This window comes from Streptacidiphilus fuscans, from assembly GCF_015690355.1.
GTDB classification, from domain to species: Bacteria; Actinomycetota; Actinomycetes; order Streptomycetales; family Streptomycetaceae; genus Streptacidiphilus; species Streptacidiphilus fuscans.
Genome location: NZ_JADPRT010000001.1, coordinates 574,489 through 591,179, shown reverse-complemented (window position 1 = coordinate 591,179; position 16,691 = coordinate 574,489). Strand labels below are relative to the sequence as shown.

At 70.9% G+C, this 16,691-nt stretch carries 11 protein-coding genes; 9 read left to right on the top strand and 2 right to left on the bottom strand.

Features of this window, described 5'->3' with window-relative positions; translation table 11 throughout:
* Positions 1-130 precede the first annotated feature (130 nt).
* Together I2501_RS02700 and I2501_RS02695 are read right to left on the bottom strand one after the other, a co-directional pair.
* The gene (locus tag I2501_RS02700; protein ID WP_196192115.1) at positions 131-3,262 is read right to left on the bottom strand and encodes an MGH1-like glycoside hydrolase domain-containing protein; all 3,132 of its coding nucleotides are present in this window, start codon (positions 3,260-3,262) and stop codon (positions 131-133) included.
* Positions 3,263-3,335: 73 nt separating this feature from the next.
* Complete coding sequence (locus I2501_RS02695; protein WP_236045739.1) at positions 3,336-5,498, bottom strand: glutaminase family protein; 2,163 nt, start codon at positions 5,496-5,498, stop codon at positions 3,336-3,338.
* A gap of 609 nt (positions 5,499-6,107) precedes the next feature.
* On the opposite strand from I2501_RS02695, the gene I2501_RS02690 reads away from it, so the two are divergent.
* From I2501_RS02690 to I2501_RS02650, 9 genes are all read left to right on the top strand, one after another.
* Entirely contained in the window at positions 6,108-7,217 is a 1,110-nt protein-coding gene (locus I2501_RS02690; protein WP_196192113.1) for an ABC transporter substrate-binding protein, read from the top strand.
* A gap of 90 nt (positions 7,218-7,307) precedes the next feature.
* The gene (locus I2501_RS02685) at positions 7,308-8,933 is read left to right on the top strand and encodes a sugar ABC transporter ATP-binding protein (RefSeq protein ID WP_196192112.1); all 1,626 of its coding nucleotides are present in this window, start codon (positions 7,308-7,310) and stop codon (positions 8,931-8,933) included.
* Complete coding sequence (locus I2501_RS02680) at positions 8,930-9,895, top strand: ABC transporter permease (RefSeq protein ID WP_196192111.1); 966 nt, start codon at positions 8,930-8,932, stop codon at positions 9,893-9,895. The genes I2501_RS02685 and I2501_RS02680 overlap by 4 nt, the downstream gene beginning before the upstream one ends.
* On the top strand, positions 9,892-10,914 hold the full coding sequence (locus I2501_RS02675; protein ID WP_196192110.1) for an ABC transporter permease: 1,023 nt from the start codon (positions 9,892-9,894) through the stop codon (positions 10,912-10,914). The genes I2501_RS02680 and I2501_RS02675 overlap by 4 nt, the downstream gene beginning before the upstream one ends.
* A gap of 147 nt (positions 10,915-11,061) precedes the next feature.
* Entirely contained in the window at positions 11,062-12,099 is a 1,038-nt protein-coding gene (locus I2501_RS02670) for a LacI family DNA-binding transcriptional regulator (RefSeq protein ID WP_196192109.1), read from the top strand.
* A gap of 75 nt (positions 12,100-12,174) precedes the next feature.
* Positions 12,175-13,272 carry an aldose epimerase family protein gene (locus I2501_RS02665; RefSeq protein ID WP_196192108.1) on the top strand — a complete coding sequence of 366 codons (1,098 nt, stop codon included), beginning with the start codon at positions 12,175-12,177 and terminating at the stop codon, positions 13,270-13,272.
* Between the two features lie 155 nt (positions 13,273-13,427).
* Positions 13,428-14,291, top strand: a complete 864-nt coding sequence (locus I2501_RS02660) for a MurR/RpiR family transcriptional regulator (RefSeq protein WP_196192107.1) — start codon at positions 13,428-13,430, stop codon at positions 14,289-14,291.
* A 28-nt stretch (positions 14,292-14,319) separates the two neighbouring features.
* Complete coding sequence (locus I2501_RS02655) at positions 14,320-15,561, top strand: exo-beta-N-acetylmuramidase NamZ family protein (RefSeq protein WP_196192106.1); 1,242 nt, start codon at positions 14,320-14,322, stop codon at positions 15,559-15,561.
* Positions 15,558-16,676: a serine hydrolase domain-containing protein gene (locus I2501_RS02650; protein WP_196192105.1), complete on the top strand. Its 1,119-nt coding sequence runs from the start codon at positions 15,558-15,560 to the stop codon at positions 16,674-16,676. Before I2501_RS02655 ends, I2501_RS02650 begins: the two co-directional genes overlap by 4 nt.
* Positions 16,677-16,691 lie beyond the last annotated feature (15 nt).

The window sequence follows — 16,691 nt, the reverse complement described above, 5'->3', positions numbered from 1 at the left end:
CCCCCCGGCGCCGAAAGCGGGGCCGGGCGACCCGGGGGTAGGCAGGTGCCCCCCCGGGGGGCCGCTGCCGCCCCCCGGGGCCGCCCCGCCCCCGCCCCCCCCCCGGGGGGCGGGCCCGACGCGGGCTTCGTCAGGTGCCCGAGGAGTACAGGCCGGAGACGTCGGCGGCGGTCAGGGCGCGGTTCCAGACGTGGACCTGGTCGATGCTCCCCGGCCAGAAGTCGCTGTCGTGGCCGCCGGAGAAGGCGCGCCCGATCGCCAGCGGTCCTGAGGCGCTGTCACCCGTGGACTGATTCCAGACAGTCGACTGCGGCTTGCCGTCGAGGTAGAGCGTGTAGGTGCCGGTGTTCGCGTCGTGCACGCCAACCAGCTGGTACCACTGGCCCGTTGTCGGCGGTTGGTCGGCGAGCGCTCGTCCTTCACCGGTCGAGAACGCGAACCGGTTGTCGGCCGCGGAGTACTGCAGGAAGAAGCCGCTGGTGGTGGCGCCGTCCTGGCTCACTGCGGTGGCGAAGGATCCGGTGCGGTCCAGTCGCACCCAGGCGGCCACGCTGAAGTTGCCCGTCGTGTCGAGAACCGGACCCGAGGTCTGTCCGTACTGGGAGCTCCCGTCGAACTGCAGAGCCGTCCCGGACACGCCGGGCACCCACGCCGGATCTCCGATGAGCTGCAGGTCGTTGGTGCCCGAGCTGTCGTGGGCCACGCTGCCGGAGCCCTCGTCGAAGGTCCAGGTGCCGATCGGGTCGGTCTGCCCTGGTGGGTAGGCGACTTGGAGGTTCTGCAGCGTGTGCGTGGTCCGGCTGACACCGTGGGCCTCGCGGTAGGTCGCGGTCGCCGTCAGGGCTGCGGGAGTTCCCGGTGCGGCTGCGGCGGGGTGGCTGATCGCGAAGCGCCACACCGCGGACCGGCCGGGAGCGACGGATGCGGTGGCGCGCGTCGACGGTGCTGCGGTCCAGCCGGGGGGCAGCCCGAGACTGACGGAGGTCGCGTCGAGGGGGTGGTCGGTGTTGTTGTGCACCGTCACGTCGACAGGTGTGGCCGTGTCGACAGTGATCAGGCCGTTCTGGTTCGCGGGTCCGAGGGTGACGCTCGCGTCGCGGCTGGAGGGGGCCCAGGACTCGAACTCGGTCACGCCGACGTAGGCGCCGGGCGGATCGGTGAAGAGCAGCCGTACCTGGGTGGTCGTGATCGGCGGGAAGGTGATCCGGTTCAGGCCGTTGCCCACCGGGACGGTGGAGTTGCGCGTCTGGTCCGGGACGTCGCGCCAGGCGGTGCCGTCCCAGTACTGGAGGCGGTAGGCCGCGGCCGGGCGCACTCCGCCGCCGTCGTCGTAGCCGTACCAGCTGATGTCGCTGACCGCCGTCGGTGCCCCGAAGTCGACGCCGTAGTAGTCGGCGGAGTTGGGCGAGTCGTAGTTGGTCCACCGCGTGTCCTCGGGGACCTCGTTGAACCACACCTTGCCGTCGATCCCGTTCCAGGGATCGTCGTTGCGCCAGGTGTACGACGCGATCGGCTTGGGATAGCCCTGACGCAGCGGATTGGCGGCGTCGTCGACGAGCGGGCTCTGCGGGCTGGTGACGGTCGGGCCGACGTCGACGGTCATGTCCTGCAGCGTCGGTGAGGTGCGGACCAGCCGGCCGTCGACGTAGATCCGCAGGCCGGCGCCCTGCTTGTAGTGGGTGCCGTCGCGGTCCCAGAGGACGGTGACGTTGTGGCCGTGGTACGGCACGTTCTCGGCGGCGAAGTAGTTCCAGCCGGTCGGGACGAGCGGTTGTACGCGGAGGTCGTCGCCGGCCTGGGGGCGCAGCCCGAGCAGGCCGGACAGGACGAGGTCGTCGAAGGTGGAGTGGTTGTAGTCCTCGCTGTGGTCGTAGCTGTCGTAGAGCCACTGGTTCTGGTCGGGGTCGTGGGCTTCGGCCACGTAGGGCTGACCGTTGCGCGTCTGGGTCTGCGCGTAGGTCTCCAGCGCGTTGTCGTAGTCGCTGGCGCTGATCGTGCTCTGGGACGGGTAGTCGTCGAGCAGGTTCGCCAACCCGGTGAGTGTCTGGCTGGTGGCGAACGGCCAGCTCGGGCCGTCCCAGCGGCAGCAGCCTCCCGCCTGGTACATGAACCACGGGCTGCGGCGTTCCGCGGTGGTCGGCCCGTAGGCGCTCGCGAAGCCCTGCGGGTCGAGGAGTTGGGACCACGCGGTGGCGTCGGAGGGCGTGGCGGCTCCGAACATCCAGGGGATGTAGCCGATCTCCTCACGGGTGTCGGACAGCTTGTGGTTCGGGTTGTCGTCGCGCGCCATGGTGTAGTAGAAGCCCCGGCTGGGATCCCACAGCCACTTCTGCATGGCTGCCTTCAGGTCCGCTGCACGTCGTGCGTACTCGGCGGCGAGGGTGTGGTCGCCGACCATGTTCGCGATCGCGCTGATGGCACTGGCGTCGCCGTACTGATAGGAGTTCAGCGTCGGCCGGTAGCCCGCCCCGCCGTGGTAGGGGTCGCTCGACGCGTAGGAGGACGCGGAGTACTCCATGGCGTCCCAGACGGGGACGGACCAGTACAGGCCGAGTTGCGCGTCGAACTGCTTGTCCCAGCCGCGGTACTGGCGCACCAGGTCGGGCAGGAGAGCCTTCACCTGCGAGAAGTCGCCGGTCTCCTCGGCCTGGCCGTAGGCGGCCGTGGCGAGCCACATGCTGTACTCGTGTGCCCAGTCGGTGGTGTCGGCGTTGACGCTGTCGGTGGCGGGCTTGGGACCGGCGCCGGGGCCGGTGAGCCAGAAGCGGATGTAGTCGTCGTCGTAGCTCTGGTTCCGGACCCAGCGCCCTTCGGTGATCTGGTGCCCGGCGGCGGCGTCGATCGCCTGGTACGGGGCGCTGTAGCCGCAGCAGTCGAGGAACTCGGTGGAGATCCAGCCGTCGGTGGGGTCGGTGTAGGTCAGGTGTTCCTTCCAGTCGCGCCACCGGTAGTAGTAGACGTTCTGGAGGGTGGCATCGGGCAGGTCGACGAAGGGGATGTTCGATTCGTACCAGGCGGGATCGTTGAACCCCGACAGGTAGGAGGCGTCGTCGAGGAAGTGGGTGCCCGGACCCACGGACGGGTAGGCGTCGGCTACGTGTTGCGCTGCGGTCGTCAGGGGTGCCGGCGCCTGGTCGGCCACAGCGGCGGCGGGCAGTGCGGTGGCGAAGACGGTGATCGTGGCGGCGGTGGCGAGCAGCCGGCGGGTGAGGGTGCTCAGCGGCTTCGTTCTGCTTCCGGTGCTGTCCGCATGAGGAGGCATCAGGCTCCTTGGTCCTGTCGGGGCAGGGCATCGGGGGCCCTGGACGCAGGCAGGGCCCCCGACACGTGGTGGGCTAGCGGTGCAGACTGAGCAGCGCGAACATCCCGCCGACCACCGGGCGCGCCTGGAACCCGTTCTGACGATCCGTCACGGTGTCGTACCAGTCGGTGAACGGAACCCGGGAAGGTGAGGTGTTCACGAAGTCGTACAGCGCGCCCACCAGGTAGTCGCTGACGGGGTGGCCCTTGAGCCACGCCGCCGTCCACATCTCCCAGTCGCCCTTGGTGTAGGAGTGGCGGAGGTCCAGGGGGACGCCGTACTGGTTGACCTGGGTGAGGTACCAGTCGGCCTCCTCCTGGGCGACGGCCTGCGGCACCAGGCCGAGGCCGAGCAGGGCGTCCGGATAGCCGTTGTACTTCAGGCTCCAGGTCCCCGGCTGGTCGTAGGCGAGCTTGAGGTGCGCGCCGCCGGTGTCCTGGGCCTTGGTCACCCACTGGCTGATGTAGTTCTTCGCGGTGGCCAGGTAGGTGGTCGCGTCGCCGGTGTTGCCCGCCGCGGTGGCGATCTGGCTCATCGCGCCGATCGCGATGATGCCCTTGAGAGCCAGGTTGGCGCTGTGGGCGATCCAGCCGGTGAAGTCGTCGGTCTGGTTCTGGTTGCCGGGATCGAGGGCGTTGGCGGTGAGGTAGTCGGCCCACTGCTTGAGGATCGCGTAGTGGCCGGTGGCGAACGACCTGGCCGTGGCGGCGTCGGTGCGGGACAGGTAGGCCGCGCTCATGATGAGCATGTTCGCGGACTCCTCGACCGGCATGTCCTCCTCGTTGCCGTCGTTGTGTCCGTTCGCGTTCGGGTAGCTGGAGCCCAGGTCGTGCTCGGCGAAGGTCTTCGGCCAGCCCCCGTGCTCGGCGTACTCCAGCATCGGGGCCAGCAGCAGGCCGAGGTAGGCGGGGTCCGTGTAGACGAACGCGGGCATGGCGGGGTAGGTCACGTCAATGGTGGAGACGTTGCCGTCGCTGGAGATCTCCTTGAGGAACGCCCACGGCTCACCGTTGCGGCTGACCAGTTCGGTGCCGCCGAAGGCCTGGCGGAGCGCGAGGGCGCACAGCGCGGCGTACTGGGGTCCGCCCGCGACCGTCGCCTCCTGCTGGATCTTCCGGTCCAGCGCGGCGGTGCGGTTCTGCGCACCCTCGACGTCCCCGTGGAAGAACGCGACCATGCTCTCCCAGTCGTTCCAGTAGGAGCGCCACAGCGGCGGCAGCGGCGTGCCCAGATAGCTGACGGCGGGCTCGCGCACATGGCCGACGGAGACGACCGCGGTCTGCGCGGTGCGTCCCACCTGGCCCAGATCGAAGTGGAAGGCGAAGACCGGCCAGTTGTCGCCGATGGCGCGGGGCTGGTCGGAGTCGCTCGTGTTCGCCAGCTTGCCGTTGGCGACCACGGCCGGGCGCACCACGGTGTCGGCGCCGATCTGCCAGGTGAGTCCGGGCCGGCTGGTGGCGCTCCACACGACGGTGCCCCAACTGGCCATGTCGCCGTTCTCGCTGAGCACCGCAGGCGTGTCGGGGGTGTACGAGAGCGAGGTCAGCGAGGTTCCGGAACCGTTGACCTGCTCCTGGTTCCAGCGGATCTGCGTGCCGGAGTCGCCGCTCGCCCACTCGCCGGAGATGTCGACGTAGAGGCCGACGTCGTGCGTGGCGCCGTCGGTGCTCCGCACCTCGGCCGTGACGTAGGACAGCGGCATGGACTGTCGCCGCAGGTCTCCGGGCTCCACCGGGGAGAGGAAGGTCACCGTCAGCTCGACGCCGCCCCCGACGAAGACGTACTGGGAGCGGGTGGCCGTGACGGTCAGACTGCGCTGCGCCATTCCGCGCAGCACGGTTCCGTTGATGTCGGGCGCGCCGAGGAAGAGGAAGGGCACCCCGTCGATCCTGGCGATGCCGGTCATCGCGGTGGTGCGCCCGGTCCAGAACGACGACCAGGTACCGGTCGTGTTGTCCGCGGTCGTCCAGGTGCTCAGGTACGGGGAGCGGACGGCGAGCGGGACGGCGGGCGGGCGGATCGGGTCGAAGGAGCCGGGCAGCGCCCCCGAGGGCGCACCGTCGGGTGCGCTGCCGGTGGGTCCGGTGCCGGTGAGTGCGGTGCCGGTGGCCGGTTCGGCTGCCGCGGCGCTTGTGGCCAGGCCGGGCAGCAGGGCCGCACCGGCCACGCCGATGCCGGCCAGACCGGACCAGCGCATCAGTCCGCGCCTGCTGAGGGCGGCTCCCTGAACACTCGGCTCCGCATCGTTCGGTCGTGCAACGCTGTCATCTGCGTGGGACATTCGGATTCCTCCAGGAACCGCTCGTACGAACGACGGTGACGTGGGAGGTGCAGTTCGGCTGTGTCGGCGCCGGCACGCCTGCTCCGCCTGGACTCGGGTGACATGGATGCGGCGGGGGCGGACGCACACCGAGGGCCAGGCGCGGCGACGCCACAGTGCCCCGGTCAGCCGATGAACAACGTTGGAAATCCGAGCACGAGAATGACAGCACGGCACCTACAGGCTGTCCAGCCCCACGACCGGCCCCCGTACGAGCGCGACCACTCCGGTCGTGACAGCGGGGCGAAGCTCCTTACTCCCGAACCCTTTCTGACCTGCTGAGACTCCGTCATGCCGCGTTGTCGGCAGAGATTTTGAATCGCCTCGGCAGGTGATGGGAACTCAGATCCACTTCCTGCAGCACTCCTTGACAGCAGACCGAGGGTGCCGCATGGTCCCTCTACAACGTTGGAAATCAACGGGTGGCCCGGGCGACGCCACCCTTTCTCCCCCACCCTCTCCCCCATCCGAGGAAGTGATCGGCGCATGAACCCCACCCTGCGCGCCAAGGCCGCCACCGCCGCCGTCATCGCCGCGGGCCTCTGCCTGAGCGTGACCGCGTGCACCAACGCCGGCTCGACAACAGCCGGTTCGTCCGCTCCTCAGGTCACCGGCACCGCCAACGCCCAGCAGACCGTCGCGGCATCCGCTACCGCCGGTCCCGCCTGCACCTACCAGAACTACGCCGGGGGCGTGCCGAAGCTCGACATCACCGACGGGAAGACGATCGTCGGCTTCTCCCAGTCGGAGTCGACCTCCAACCCCTTCCGCGCCACGGAGACGGCAAGCATCGAGAGCCAGGCCAAGACGCTGGGCGTGAAGCTGATCGAGCGCAACGCCAACGCGGACGTCAACGCGCAGAACTCCCAGATCGAGGACATGATCGCGCAGGGCGCGCAGGCGCTCATCGTGGCGCCGGAGAACTCCGACGGTCTGGGACCGGCGCTCGCCGAGGCCAAGGCCAAGAAGATCCCGGTGCTCACCATCGACCGCACCGCCACCGGGGCCGCCTGCCAGGACTTCATCGCCTTCATCGGGTCCAACTTCTACGGGCAGGCGCAGATCGCCGCCGACGACCTGGCCGGCGCCGTAGGCGGCAAGGCGCATGTGGCGATACTCCAGGGCACGCCGGGGAACAACGTCTCGGCCGACCGCACCAAGGGATTCACCGACGAAATCGCCGCGAAGTACCCGCAGATGACCGTGGTGGCCTCGCAGACGGGCAACTTCGACCAGACCGACGGCCAGAAGGTCATGGAGCAGCTCCTGCAGGCGCATCCGGACATCAACGCCGTCTACGCGGAGAACGACGCGATGGCCCTCGGCGTGATCCAGGCGATCAGGTCGGCGGGCAAGACCCCGGGCAAGGACATCAAGGTCGTGTCCATCGACGGAATCCAGCAGGCCGTGCAGGACGTCGCCGACGGCCAACTGGTCGCCGACGTCGAGACCAACCCGCGCTTCGGCCCGCTGGCCTTCCAGGCCCTGCAGGACTTCTACGGGACCACCGGCGTCCAGCCCAAGGTGATCATCAAGGACAACCACTTCACCAGCGCCGACGCCCAGCAGGCCCTGGCCCAGGGCCTGGTCTACTGACCCGGCGTCCGCAGGGGCGGAGCGGAACCGCTGTGCCGGGTTCCTGCTCCGCCCCCGGCTGCGACCGGCAGCCACATTCGAGGAGGAACGTTGGTCGACCAGGACCACGCGCCCCGGGACACCTCCGTGCTGGAGGTGGCGGGGGTCGACAAGAGCTTCGCAGGTGTGCGCGCCCTGCACGGGGTGGACTTCGCCGTTCGCCCCGGCGAGGTGCACGCGCTGATCGGTGAGAACGGGGCCGGAAAGTCCACTCTGATCAAGGTGATGACCGGGGTGTACCGGCCCGACGCGGGGCAGGTCCGCCTCGCGGGCGTCGAGCGGGAGTTCCACAACCCGCTGGAGGCGCAGGCGGCCGGAATCTCCACGATCTACCAGGAGGTCAACCTCGTCCCGATGATGTCGGTGGCTCGCAACCTCTTCCTCGGCCGCGAGCCACGGCGCCTCGGCCTGGTGGACGTGCGCCTGATGAACCGTCAGGCAGCTGAGCAACTGCGCCGCTACGGCGTGGAGACGGACGTCACGCGACCGCTGGACACGCTGGGCCTGGGCGCCCAGCAGATGGTCGCACTCGCGCGAGCTGCCCAGGTCGACGCCCGGGTCGTGATCATGGACGAGCCCACGTCCTCGCTGGAGCCGCGCGAGGTCGAGACCCTCTTCTCGGTGATCCGGGACCTCAGGGCGAAGGGCACCGCGGTCGTCTACGTGAGCCACCGCCTCGACGAGCTGTACGAGATCTGCGCCCGGGTCACCGTCATGCGCGACGGCGAGGTCGTCCACACCGGGGAGATGGCCGAGCTGGAAAGGCTGCGGCTGATCTCCCTGATGCTCGGCCGCGAGATGTCCGCGGTCAGGGACAAGGGCAGCACGGCCTTCGACGCCCGGCGGCACCACCTTCGCGACGGCCCGCCCGCGCTCCGCGCAAGGGATCTGACGGTTCGCCACCGCGTGCACGGGGTCTCGCTGGACATCCACCCCGGCGAGGTCGTCGGCCTGGGCGGACTGCTCGGGTCAGGACGCAGCGAGACCGCCAAGGCGGTCATCGGGGCGCTGTCCGGTGACGCCGGCACGGTCGAGGTCGGCGGCAGGCGGCTGACTCGCCGCAGCCCGGCGTCGGCGATCCGGGCCGGAGTGGTGCTGCTGCCGGAGGACCGCAAGCTGGAGGGGATCATTCCGAGCCTGTCCGTGCGCGAGAACATCTCGCTCGCCGCGCTGCCGCGGCTGTCCCGGGCGGGCCTGGTGTCGCAGGCCAAGCAGGACGAGATCGTGCGCTTCTTCATGGACCGGCTCCGGATCAAGGCGTCGAGCCCCGACCAGAAGGTGAGCGACCTGTCGGGCGGCAACCAGCAGAAGGTGCTGCTGGCGCGCTGGCTCTGTCTCGACCCGCGGGTGCTGCTGTTGGACGAGCCCACGCGCGGCATCGACGTCGGAGCCAAGGCTGAAGTCCAGGCGCTCATCGACGAGTTGGCCGGTGACGGGCTGGGCGTGCTGTTGATCTCCTCCGACCTGGAGGAGCTGATCGAGGGCTCGGACCGGATCGTCGTGCTCAAGGAGGGCCATGTGGTCGGCCATCTGACCGGCGACGACGTCACCGAGGAGGGGCTGCTCGGCGCCCTAGCGACGACAGCCGCCCCGGAAGAGGGCACCCGCCCCGGCGACGTCCCCGCGCAGGCGGCGGACGAGGACGGACTGGATCTGCACAAGGAGGAACGGCGTTGAGCACTCTCGGCTGGGCGGTGGCCGTCCGCGACCGCGACCACGTGCGCCACCTGCTGCAGGAGTACGGCGTCTACGCCGCGCTGGTGGCGCTGTTCGCGATCTCCGTGGGTCTGGACTCCAGCTTCCTGTCCGTCGCCAATGTCCGGATCCAGTTGTTCCAGGTGTCCCCCACCCTTCTGGTCGCACTCGGTATGGCGCTGGTGATCGGCACCGAGGGGATCGACCTCTCGGTCGGCGCGGTCATCGCGCTCTCCGCCGCGGTCGTCCCGCTGTACCTCGGCTGGGGGCTCCCGGTCGCCCTCCTGGTCGCCGTGCTGCTGGGAGCGGTGTCAGGGTCCGTGGGTGGAGCCATGGTCGCCTTCACCCGGACCCAGCCCATCGTGGCCACCCTGTCGCTGATGATCGGCGTGCGCGGCCTCGCGGAGATCGTCAACGGGGACTCCGCCAAGCCGGTCACCGACGCGGGCCTGCTCGCACTCGGCTCCGACAGCGTGGCCGGGGTGCCGCTGATGGCGTGGATCACGGCGGCCTGCGCCGTCCTGACCGGACTGCTGGTGCGCCGCACGACCTTCGGCCGCCGACTGGTCGCCATCGGCGACAACCGGGCGGCGAGCCGACTGGCCGGACTGCCCGTGCGTCGCATCCTGTTGACCGTCTACATCCTCTCCGGCGTCCTCGCGGCCGTCGCCGGGGTCATGATCGTGGGCCACGGCGCCGAGGCCGACCCGGCCAACCAGGGCCTCAACATGGAACTCGACGCGATCACCGCCGTCGTCGTCGGCGGAACTCCCCTGAGCGGTGGCCGGGTGCGCGTGCTGGGCACCGTGGCCGGCGCGCTCTTCATGCAACTGATCACGGCCGTCCTGACCCAGCACAACGTCCCCACGTCGTACACGCAGATGGTCGAGGCGGCCATCATCTGCCTTGCCGTGTACGCCTCCCAGGAGCGTGGTAGCCGATGAGCCCCACCGCCGTACAACGCACCGCACCGACTCCGGGACGTGCCCCCGGCGCCGCACCCGGACCTGCGCCCCTGCACGAGCGGCTCACCGCCCAGGTCCAACGGCGCGGCGCCCTGGCCGTGTTGGTCCTCCTGGCCGTTGTCGCCTCGGCCACCTCGGCCACCTTTCCCACCTGGTCCAACGTCAGCAGCATTCTGGGCAACAACGCGTTCGTCTGGCTGCTCGCGCTGGGCATGACCTTCGTCATCATGACGGGCGGGATCGACCTTTCCGTCGGCTCCGTGTACGCCCTCGGCGGGGTCCTGGCCGCCTACGGGGCGCAGACCCACGGCACCTGGCTGGCCGTCGCGCTGCCCGTGGTCGTCGGCGCCGCGTGGGGCGCGCTGCAAGGGTTGCTGGTCGCGCGGGCGCGTATGGCGCCGTTCATCGTCACCCTTGCCGGGCTCCTCGGGGCACGCGGTCTGCTCCAGGCGGTCACCGACGAAGGCGCCACCACCTACCTCGTGCCGAACGGGTCCGCCTTCCGCGACCTGGGCGCCGGCACCTGGACGCCGACGCTGCTGGTGGCCGCACTGTTCGCGCTCGGCGCGCTGCTGCTGACCCGGACCCGCTTCGGCGCGAACCTGACCGCGATCGGCGGCAACGAGAACGCCGCACTCCTGATGGGCCTTCCGGTGGCGCGCACCAAGATCCTCGTCTACACCCTGTCGGGAACGCTGGCCGCGACGGCCGGTGCCCTGGGCAGCGCCCGGCTCGGCTCGGGAGTCACCACGATCGGGGTCGGCTACGAGCTCACCGCGATCGCCTCCGTGGTCATCGGCGGGACTCTGCTCACCGGGGGCGTCGGCTCGGTCGGCGGAACCGTCAGCGGCGTGCTCCTGCTCGCCGTGATCCATAATCTGATCGACCAGTACGCGTCGCAGTACGGCTCGGCGTTCACCGACACCGTCAACGGTGCGTTCCTGGCCGTCGTGGTGCTGCTCCAGGCCCTGCTCAACCACACCCGGCAACGGGAGTGACCACGCCGCCGCAGGTGGTCGTCCACCTGCGGCGGTCGGTCACCCATTCCAGGTCCGTGCACCGAACACGGACCGCATACCGCACTGGCAGCGGCCGCGTCCGGGCACCACAGCCGGCCCTGGCCACGGACGAGGGAGCAAGGTGCCGTGGGCGTCAGCCTCAAGGATGTCGCGCAGCGCGCGGGCGTGTCGGTGAAGACCGTCTCCAACGTGGTCAACAGCTATCCGCACGTCAAGCCCGAGACGCGCGAGCGGGTGCAGCGTGCCATCGACGACCTGGGGTACCGGCCCAACCTGACCGCCCGTCACCTGCGCAAGGGCCGGACCGGGATCATCGCCCTCGCGGTCCCCGAACTCGGCAACCCCTACTTCGCGGACCTGGCCACCGCGGTCATCGACGCCGCCTCCCAACACGACCACATCGTCCTCCTGGACCACACCGCGGGACTGCGGGAGAAGGAAGTGCTGGTCTCCCAGGGCTTCCGCAGCCACATCATCGACGGCCTCATCCTCAGTCCTATTCGACTGGAGACCGAGGACCTGCTCGCCCGCGCCGGAGGGCCTCCCCTCGTGCTCCTGGGCGAACGCGAGTACGACGCGCCGTACGACCACATCGCCATCGACAACGTGGCCGCCGCGCGGACAGCCGTCCGGCACCTCATCGAACTCGGCAAGCGGCGCATCGCCTTCCTGGGCGCCCGCCACGAGAGTCTGCGCCAGCCCGCCCATCTGCGCCTGCGCGGCTGGCGGGAGGAGATCCGGGCGTCCGGCGGCGTCCCTGACGAGTCCTTGGTGCTGGCCACCGACGGCTACGACCGCCGTGACGGGGCCGCCGCGATGACCCGGCTGCTCGACCGCACGGACCCGCCGGACGCCGTCTTCGCCTACAACGACCTGGTCGCGCTGGGCGCGATGCGGGTGCTGACCGAGCGCGGGCTGCGGATCCCCGAGGACATCGCGGTGGTCGGCTTCGACGACATCGAGGAGGGGCAGTACGCGGCGGTGTCCCTGACCACCATGTCGCCGGACAAGACCGCCATCGCCCGGCTCGCCGTCGACTGCCTTGTCGAACGCATCGCCTCCGGCGCCTCGACCGCGGCGTTCCCACGGCGGATCCTGCCCGGCTGCACCCTGACCGTCCGGGAGTCGACCATCGGACGCGGCAGGCCCGGCACCGGCGCCTGACTTCCCGTCACCCACGGTCTGCCCCAACCGAACCAACCCCTCGCGCCACCGCGCCCACTTCTGTCTGAGGACTTCATGCCGCCCCCCAGCGCGTCCCCCAGCCTTGCCCACAGCGCTTTCGGCGCCACCCCTGACGGCACCCTCGTCACCCGTTGGACCCTCGACAGCGGCACCGGAGTGCGCGCGCAGATACTGGACTTCGGCGGCATCCTGCACCGGCTCGAGGTCCCGGACACCATCGGGCGTACCGAATGCGTGGTGCTCGGCCTGCCCGAACTCACCGACTACACAGGCGAGAACCCGTTCCTGGGCGCCCTGGTCGGCCGGTACGCCAACCGCATCGCCCACGGCCGCTTCCTGCTGGACGGCGCGCCCCAGCAGGTGGCGGTGAACGACCGCGGCCATGCCCTGCACGGCGGCCCGGACGGGTTCCACCGCCGCGTCTGGCACGCCGAGCCGCACCCGCGCGACGACGCTGCCGCCCTGCGCCTGCACCTGCACAGTCCCGACGGCGACATGGGATTCCCCGGAGCCCTGGACGTCACCGCGGAGTACACGCTCGACCAGGCAGGGACACTGCGCCTCGACTTCACCGCCCGGACCAGCCGGGCGACGCCGGTGAACCTCACCCACCACGCGTACTTCAACCTCGCGGGGGCGGGCTCGGGCGACGTGCTCGCCCACCTGCTGACGGTCGACGCCGACCGGTACCTACCGGTCACCGCACAGGCGATCCCTCTCGGGCCGACCAGCCCCACGGCGGGCACCCCCTTCGACTTCACCACCCCGCATCCCATCGGCGCACGCATCGGTGACACCCACCGGCAACTGCGCGACGCCGGCGGATACGACCACTGCTGGGTGCTCAGGGAGCCCCCTTCGCCGGGCGCGCTGCGCCGGGCCGCGCACCTCGCGGACCCCGACAGCGGCCGCCGCATGGAGGTGTGGACGGCCGAGCCGGGGGTTCAGATCTACACGGGCAACCAGCTCGACGGCTCGCTGAGCGGGCCGTCCGGCAAGCCGTACGAGCAGCACGCGGGTGTCTGCCTGGAGACCCAGCACTTCCCCGACTCCCCCAACCAGCCGTCCTATCCGGACACGGTGCTGCGCCCGGGCGAGGAACTGCGCAGCACCACCGAGTTCCGTTTTCCCCACCTGCACAGCGGCGGCTGACCCGCTCAGAAGCGGGGAAGCAGGAGGGATTAACGTGCCGCGGTCGGGACCGGGGTCGTCCGTGATCACCCGTCAGTCCGTCAGTAAATTACCAACCAACTAAACCTGACGTTAGTCATTGACCTACCCCGTGGCGCTGGATAGCGTGAGCGGCCGTGAGCATCCGGACGAGCATTCAGTCCCAGGTGAACGAATACCCCCCTTCCTTGCGCCGGGTCGCGGACGCCGTGCTGGCCGAGCCCCGGATCGTCCTGGACCGGACCATCACCGAACTGGCCCGCACCTGCCGGACCTCGGAGACCAGCGTGGTGCGGTTCTGCCGCACCATCGGCTTCACCGGGTACGCGCCGCTGCGGATCGAGATGGCCACCGAACTCGCCAGCGAGACCGCCCGGTTCGGCCCGGAGGCGGGGTACGGCTCGGACATCACCCCCACCGACAGCCTGGCCGACGCGGTCGCCAAGATCAGCACCGCCGAGATCGTCGGCATCCAGGAGACCGCCGCCAGCCTCGACATCGCCCTGCTGGACCGGATCGTTCAGCGGGTCGCCGGAGCGCGTCGCGTGCTGGCCTTCGGCATCGCGGCCAGCAACGCCGGCGCCCACGACCTGACGCAGAAACTGCTGCGGATCGACATCGACGCGGTCTCCTTCACCGACGCGCACGAGGCTCTGGTACCGGCCGCACTGCTCGGACCGCGCGGGGTGGCCATCGGCTTCTCGCACGGCGGGCGTACCCGGGAGACCGTCGCCTTCCTGCGCACCGCACGACAGAGCGGCGCCTACACGGTCGCCGTGACCAACGCCGCCGCCACCCCGCTGGAGGCGCAGGCCGACGCGACGCTGCGCACGGCGGTGCGCGAGACCCGCTTCCGCTCCGGCGCGATGGCCAGCCGCATCGCTCAACTCACGGTCGTGGACTACCTGTTCGTCGGGGCTGCCCGCTACGACCACGACCGCAGCGTCGCCTCGCTCGAACGCACCCACGCCGCCACCCGCACCCTCCACGACGACCGCTGACCCACCGGCACCTCCGAGGAGCCCCCGCATGCCGCCCGCTACCGCCCCCACCACGGCCCCCGACCGCACCGCGGCCACCCGTCGGACCGCGACCACGACCACCGGCCTGGACCGGTTGCTCGCCGATCCGGACCTGCTGCCCGCCCGCCACATCGCGCTGGCGACCAACGCCACCGGGCTCACCGCCGACCTGAGGCGCGGGGTGGACGCGCTGCTGGAACGCGGGTTCACCGTCACCGCGCTGCTCTCGCCCGAGCACGGCCTGCACGGCACCGCCCAGGCAGGACGGTCCGAGGGCGCCGGCACCGACCCGGCCACCGGAATCCCGATCGTCGACACCTACGAGCTGCCCGCCGCCGACCTGGACGCGGCCATCGCCGCCACCGAACCGGAGGCCGTCGTCTTCGACATGCAGGACGTGGGTTCCCGCTACTGGACCTACACCTCCACCATGCTGGACTGCATGGCAGCTGCCGCCCGTACCGGCGTCCCCTTCGCGGTCCTCGACCGGCCCAACCCGCTCGGCGGGACCACCGTCGAGGGCCCCGGCCTGGACCCGGCGTACCTGAGCTTCGTCGGTCGGCTCGACATCCCGCTGCGGCACGGCCTGACGCCCGGTGAGATCGCCCGACTCGCCGCCCTGCGCTCGCGTGCCACCCCGACGCCGTTGCCGGACCCGACGGTGGTGGCGGTCAGCGACTGGGAGGACCGGCAGCCCGGCGCGTATCGCACGTTCGTGCCGCCCTCGCCCAACCTGCCGACCGCCGACAGCACGCTGGTCTACGCCGCGACCGGGCTGATCGAAGGCGTCAACGTGAGCGAGGGGCGCGGCACGACGCGCCCGTTCGAGACCGTCGGCGCACCGTACGTCGACGACCGGCTGTTGCCGCTGCTGCGCGAGCAGAACCTGCCCGGGGTGCTCTGGCGGGACACCTGGTTCCGGCCGGTGTTCCACAAATACGCGGGGCAGGTGCTGCGCGGCGTCGCGCTGCACGTCACCGACACCGAGGCGTTCGCGCCGGTGCGCACGGGGCTGACCCTGCTGTGGGCACTGGCCGAGCTCTACCCGGACGAGTTCCGCGTGCTGCCGCGCTCGGCCGACACCCCCGCGTCGGAGCCGGGCTGCGCGCTGGACCGCCTGTGGGGCTCGGACACCCTGCGCCGCACGCTCGAGGACAGACGCGACCCGCGAACCCTCATCGGCCCTGCCACCACGGTGGACGCGACCTACCCGGCCGCGATCTTCGCCTCCCCCGGCGCCGCCGTATGAACCGCATGAACCGGATCAGCGACCTCCTCGACGCCGCCGTCGCCCGCGGCACCTGCTCGGCCGCCGCCGTGGCGGTGACCGTCCACGGCGAGCCGGTGCTGCGGTACGGGACGGGCGTGCTCCAGCGGTTCGACGACGACTGCGCCGAACTCCCCGCCGGCCGGCAACAGCCGGTCACCCCGGAGACCCTCTTCGACCTGGCCTCCGTCACCAAGGCCTACTCCGCGCACACGCTGCTCGGCCTGGTCGCGTCGGGCACGCTGGCGTTGGACGCGCCGCTGGCGGACCACCTGCCGGAGTACCGCGAGGGCGAGCGACCAAAAGTGACGCTACGTCATCTGCTCACCCACACCTCCGGCCTGCCCGCCGTCTGGGACGGCTGGCGTCCGGCGGCCGAACGCCGCGCCGCACCCAACGCCCTCGCGTCCTGGCCTCCCGACCGCCGCACCCTCCTCGCGGACCTGGCCGCCACCCCGCTCACCGCGCCGCCCGGCACCCGCTGGGAGTACGCCTGCACCGGTTACCTCACCGCGATGCTGCTGGCCGAGCGCGCCACCGGCGAGCCGTGGGAGGCCCTGGTCGCACGGCACACGCTCGCCCCGCTCGGCCTCGCCGCCACCACCTTCCGCCCCGACCCCGCGCGCACCGCCGCGACCGAGCACCAGCCGCAGTTCGCCCGGGGAACGGTCCGCGGCACCGTCCATGACGAGGCGTCATGGTCCTTGGGGGGAACGGCGGCCAACGCCGGTCTCTTCGCGCCGCTGGAGGACGTGGCACGGTTCGCCGAGGCGATCCGCCGGGGCGAGGACGAGCGCACCGCCGCCTGGATGTGGGAGGACCAGCTCCCCGACGTGCTGCCGCCGGACGCCGAACGCCCGCCCCACGGTGCCTCGTTGGGCCTGCGCATCGGCGAGACGGTGTGGATGGGCGCGGCGGGTCGCAGATCCCGTGGTCACACGGGGTTCACCGGCACCTCCATGCAGATAGACCGCGAACGCGGCCTCACCGTGGTGCTGTTGACCAACCGTGTGCACCCGACCCGTGACGGCGGCAGCGTGCACCCCCTGCGCGCGGCGGTCGCTGACGCCGCGACGGCGCTCGCGCCACTTGCGTAAACCATTGACGGATTT

Bases quoted from the DNA above. Each gene is read 5' to 3' on its own strand.
- I2501_RS02695 (WP_236045739.1), bottom strand. From the start codon at position 5,498: ATGCGCTGGTCCGGTCTGGCCGGCATCGGCGTGGCCGGTGCGGCCCTG.
- I2501_RS02650 (WP_196192105.1), top strand. From the start codon at position 15,558: ATGAACCGCATGAACCGGATCAGCGACCTCCTCGACGCCGCCGTCGCC.
- I2501_RS02675 (WP_196192110.1), top strand. From the start codon at position 9,892: ATGAGCCCCACCGCCGTACAACGCACCGCACCGACTCCGGGACGTGCC.
- I2501_RS02665 (WP_196192108.1), top strand. From the start codon at position 12,175: ATGCCGCCCCCCAGCGCGTCCCCCAGCCTTGCCCACAGCGCTTTCGGC.
- I2501_RS02700 (WP_196192115.1), bottom strand. From the start codon at position 3,262: ATGCCTCCTCATGCGGACAGCACCGGAAGCAGAACGAAGCCGCTGAGC.
- I2501_RS02690 (WP_196192113.1), top strand. From the start codon at position 6,108: ATGAACCCCACCCTGCGCGCCAAGGCCGCCACCGCCGCCGTCATCGCC.
- I2501_RS02655 (WP_196192106.1), top strand. From the start codon at position 14,320: ATGCCGCCCGCTACCGCCCCCACCACGGCCCCCGACCGCACCGCGGCC.